The organism is Isoptericola sp. NPDC055063, assembly GCF_053608125.1.
In genome coordinates, this window is record NZ_JBSGUW010000001.1 from 46,404 (window position 1) to 50,241 (window position 3,838).

Consider the following 3,838-nt stretch of genomic DNA (forward strand, 5'->3'; position numbering starts at 1 on the left):
CTCGTCCCCCCTCCCCCTCCCCACCCACTGCGTGGGTCAGACGGACCGACGGGTGGCGCGGATGCCGACGACGAGGCCGACGGCGCACGTGGCCACCGCGGCGACGATGCCCCAGAGCACGGCCGGGTCGGCGAACGTGCCGCCGAACAGCACGCGCTCGGCGTCGACCATGTAGGTGAGCGGGTTGAACTTGGCCGCCGTCTGCATCCACGACGGGCCGGCCTCGAGCGGCAGCATCATCCCGGACAGGATGAGCAGCGGGAACAGCAGCGACTGCTGCACGCCCCAGAACAGCCACTCGCGCCCCTTGGACGCCAGCGCGAGGGCGTGCGAGAGCGCGCCGATCCCCACGCCGAAGACGCCGAGCAGCACCAGGCCCGTGAGCGCCGGCAGCACGTGGAACCGGAACCCGAACGGGATGCAGACCGCCGCGATGATCAGGCCCTGCACCAGCAGCGGCGCGAACTCCTTGAGCGCGCGGCCCACGAGGATCGACGAGCGGTCCAGGGGGGTGGCGAGCACCCGCTCGTAGGAGCCGGTCATGATCTCGTACAGCAGGTTCGAGCCGGTCATCGAGGTGCCGAACAGCGAGATCATCACGATCACGCCGGGCACGAACCACTGCAGGGTGTCCGCGGTGCTCGCTCCCCCCGCCCCGGACGGCCCGCCGAAGCCGCCGCCGAACGTGCCCGTGAGCAGCGGGCCGAACAGCCCGAGGAAGATCAGCGGCTGCAGCAGCGAGAAGATCAGCGTGAACGGGTCGCGCAGCACCAGCAGGATCTCGCGCGTGAACACGGCGGCCGTGTCGGAGACGAACTTGCCCGGCCCGGTCCGCGTGACGACGCGCGGCGCCTCGTGGGTCGCGGCGGCCGGGGTGGTGGTGCGGGTCTGCTCGGTCATGCTGCCGCCTCCTCGCGCAGGCTCCGGCCGGTGAGGTTGAGGAACACGTCGTCGAGGCTGGCCTGGCGGGCGCTCGCCGACGTGGTGGTGATGCCGGCGACGCGCAGCGCCTCGATGACGCCCGGCAGGGTGTCCGCGCCCTGCGCGGTGGCGACGCGCACCCGCAGCCCGGCGTCGTGCGCCGTGATCTCGACGTCGCCGAGCTCGACGTCGCCGACACCGTCGGGCAGCGCTGCCCGGACGGCCGCGCCGTCGTCGGTCGCGACGACGAGGGTCAGGGAGTCGTCCGCGTGGCGGCGCTTGAGGACGTCGGGAGCGGCGTCGGCGATGATCTCGCCGTGGTCGATGACGACCACCCGCTCCGCCATGCTGTCCGCCTCGTCCAGGTAGTGCGTGGTGAGCACGACCGTCATCCCGTACCGCTCGCGCATGGCGGTGATGTGCCCCCAGAGGTTGGCCCGCGAGTGCGGGTCGAGGCCGGTGGTGGGCTCGTCGAGGAACAGCAGCGGCGGGTGGTTCATCAGGCCGAGGGCGACGTCGAGCCGGCGGCGCTGGCCGCCGGACAGCGACTGCACCGACCGCTTCTCGAGCCCGGTGAGCTCCAGGGCGGCCAGGAGGTCGGCCGCCCGCTCCCGGTAGACCTCCGGGGCCAGGCCGTAGAAGCGGCCCTGGTTGTGCAGCTCGTCCACGACCTTGTAGCTGAACCCGCCGCCGTTGCCCTGCCCGATGAAGCCCAGCCGGGCGCGGACCTGCGCGGGGCTCTTGACGACGTCGTACCCGGCGACGGTCGCCTCCCCCGACGTCGGCGCCAGGAGCGACGTCAGCATCCGCAGGGTGGTGGACTTCCCCGCGCCGTTGGGCCCCAGGAAGGCGACGAGCTCACCCTCCGCGACGTCGACGTCGATCCCCTTGACCGCCTCGACGGTCTCCTTGCGACGGCTGAACGTCTTGGTCAGGCCGCGTGCTCGGATCATGTCCATCCCCTCTCTTCTCCGGACTACTCTCGTACGCTGTACTGGAACTAGTCTCGAGCGTAACGAGGGGGTCCGACAAGGCCCTGCGGCCGGCCGGGCGGCCGGGATGGGAGGATGACGATCCATGTCGAGCACTTCGCCGCAGCCGCCGGACGACGGGGTCCCCCGCCCGCCCGAGGTCGTCCGCCGCCTGGCCCTCCTGTGGGACCCGCCGCAGCCGTCGGGTCGCGGCCGCCGGGCGCGCCTCACCCTGGAGGACGTGGTCGGCGCCGGCACCGCGATCGCCGACGCCGACGGGCTCGACGCCCTGTCGATGCGCCGGGTCGCCGCCCACCTCGGCGTGGGCGCGATGTCGCTCTACACCTACGTCCCCGGCCGCGCCGAGCTGCAGGACCTCATGATCGACCGGGCGTTCGCGCAGCTCGACCTGCCGCCCGCCGACGCCGGCTGGCGTGACGGCCTCGCCGCCTACGCCCGCGCGCACTGGGAGCTGTTCCAGCGCCACCCGTGGATCCTGCAGACGAACATGTGGCGGCTGCCGCTCACCCCCGCGGTGCTCGACGCGCAGGAGTGCGGGCTGCGCACCCTCGTCGACACGGGGCTGCCCGCGCGACAGGTGGTCGAGATCGTCGGGCTCGTCGACGCGTTCGTGCGCGGCCTGGCCCGCTCGACGGTCGCGGAGGCGGCGGAGAAGGACGCATCCGGGCAGAGCAACGACGAGTACTGGACGTCGATGAGCAGCTTCTGGGCCGACTGGTTCGACCGCGAGCGCTACCCCACGATGCTGCGCATCTGGGAGGCGGGCGGCTTCGACGCCGAGGCCACGCCGTTCGACGCGTCGCTGGAGCGGCTGCTCGACTCCGTCGGGATGGCGATCGACCGGGCGCACCGGACTTCCCCGGACGGCCCCGCGCCCCTACGATGAACTGGTCCAGACCACCGTCCCCGGAGGACCCCATGGAACGCACCGTCGTCGTCGCCATCACCGAGGGCCTGCACGCCCGCCCCGCCGCGCTCTTCGCGCAGAAGGCCGCGCAGCAGCCCGTGCCCGTGCAGATCGCCAAGACCGCCGGCGGCGACGCCGTCGACGCCGCGAGCATCCTCGGGATCATGACGCTCGGCGCCGGGGTCGGCGACGAGGTGGTGCTCCGCACCGAGGCCGACGGCGACGACGCCGGCGCCGCGCTCGACGCCCTCGTCGAGTTCCTGTCGCAGGAAGCGGTGGCCTGACGGACCGGCCCGACCGCCCGCGCGGGTTCTTCCACTCGGCGGGCTGGCTCTTCGGCGAGATGCTCGTCGGGGCGCTGGTCGGCCTGGTGGCCGCGTTCGTGCTGTCGGTCGACGCCGTGCACCTGGCGGCGGACCCCACCGCCGCGCTGTCGTGCGACATCAACGCCGTGATCTCGTGCGGCACCGTCGGCACGTCGCCGCAGGCCAGCCTGTTCGGCTTCCCGAACGCCTTCCTCGGGCTCATCGCCGAGTCCGTCGTGATCACCGTGGCCGTCGCGGGTCTGGCGGGCGTGCGGTTCCCCCGCTGGTTCATGACGGCCGCCCAGACCGTCTACCTGCTGGGGTTCGTCTTCGCGTACTGGCTCTTCTACCAGTCGATGTTCGTCATCGGCGCCCTGTGCCCCTGGTGCCTGACGATCACGGTGTCCACGACGCTCGTGTTCGCGTCGATGCTGCACTGGAACATCCTCGAGGACAACCTCTACTGGCCCGCCCGGGTGCAGTCGTGGGCGATGTCGCTGGTGCGCTCCGGCGCGTTCGGCATCCTCACCGCCGCGTGGTTCGCGCTGCTCGTCGCCGCCGTCCTGCTGAAGTACGGGTACGCCCTCTTCGCCTGAAGTTGTGAGCGGGGGGGTGGGGCGGCTTCTCTGCCCGGAAAGGGGCGAAAACAACCGCCCCCAAACACCCGGGGGGGGTCGGAGGAAGAAGGGGGCCCCAGAAGGGGGAGGAGTACG

At 72.3% G+C, this 3,838-nt stretch carries 5 protein-coding genes; 3 read left to right on the plus strand and 2 right to left on the minus strand.

What is annotated here, in order from left to right:
* Positions 1–36 precede the first annotated feature (36 nt).
* Positions 37–900, minus strand: coding sequence for an ABC transporter permease (locus ACWF41_RS00245; protein ID WP_380326863.1), 864 nt, complete (start codon positions 898–900; stop codon positions 37–39).
* The gene (locus tag ACWF41_RS00250) at positions 897–1,874 is read right to left on the minus strand and encodes an ATP-binding cassette domain-containing protein (RefSeq protein ID WP_380326865.1); all 978 of its coding nucleotides are present in this window, start codon (positions 1,872–1,874) and stop codon (positions 897–899) included. Before ACWF41_RS00250 ends, ACWF41_RS00245 begins: the two co-directional genes overlap by 4 nt.
* A 124-nt stretch (positions 1,875–1,998) precedes the next feature.
* Here ACWF41_RS00250 and ACWF41_RS00255 point away from each other — a divergent pair, with 124 nt between their 5' ends.
* From ACWF41_RS00255 to ACWF41_RS00265, 3 genes are read left to right on the plus strand one after another with little or no spacing between them, the layout of a single operon-like run.
* On the plus strand, positions 1,999–2,799 hold the full coding sequence (locus ACWF41_RS00255; RefSeq protein WP_380326868.1) for a TetR/AcrR family transcriptional regulator: 801 nt from the start codon (positions 1,999–2,001) through the stop codon (positions 2,797–2,799).
* Positions 2,800–2,831: 32 nt separating this feature from the next.
* The gene (locus ACWF41_RS00260; protein WP_380326871.1) at positions 2,832–3,104 is read left to right on the plus strand and encodes an HPr family phosphocarrier protein; all 273 of its coding nucleotides are present in this window, start codon (positions 2,832–2,834) and stop codon (positions 3,102–3,104) included.
* A 59-nt stretch (positions 3,105–3,163) separates the two neighbouring features.
* Entirely contained in the window at positions 3,164–3,721 is a 558-nt protein-coding gene (locus ACWF41_RS00265; RefSeq protein WP_380326874.1) for a vitamin K epoxide reductase family protein, read from the plus strand.
* The last annotated feature ends 117 nt before the right edge of the window (positions 3,722–3,838 follow it).

Bases quoted from the DNA above. Each gene is read 5' to 3' on its own strand.
- ACWF41_RS00245 (WP_380326863.1), bottom strand. From the start codon at position 900: ATGACCGAGCAGACCCGCACCACCACCCCGGCCGCCGCGACCCACGAG.
- ACWF41_RS00250 (WP_380326865.1), bottom strand. From the start codon at position 1,874: ATGATCCGAGCACGCGGCCTGACCAAGACGTTCAGCCGTCGCAAGGAG.
- ACWF41_RS00255 (WP_380326868.1), top strand. From the start codon at position 1,999: ATGTCGAGCACTTCGCCGCAGCCGCCGGACGACGGGGTCCCCCGCCCG.
- ACWF41_RS00260 (WP_380326871.1), top strand. From the start codon at position 2,832: ATGGAACGCACCGTCGTCGTCGCCATCACCGAGGGCCTGCACGCCCGC.
- ACWF41_RS00265 (WP_380326874.1), top strand. From the start codon at position 3,164: ATGCTCGTCGGGGCGCTGGTCGGCCTGGTGGCCGCGTTCGTGCTGTCG.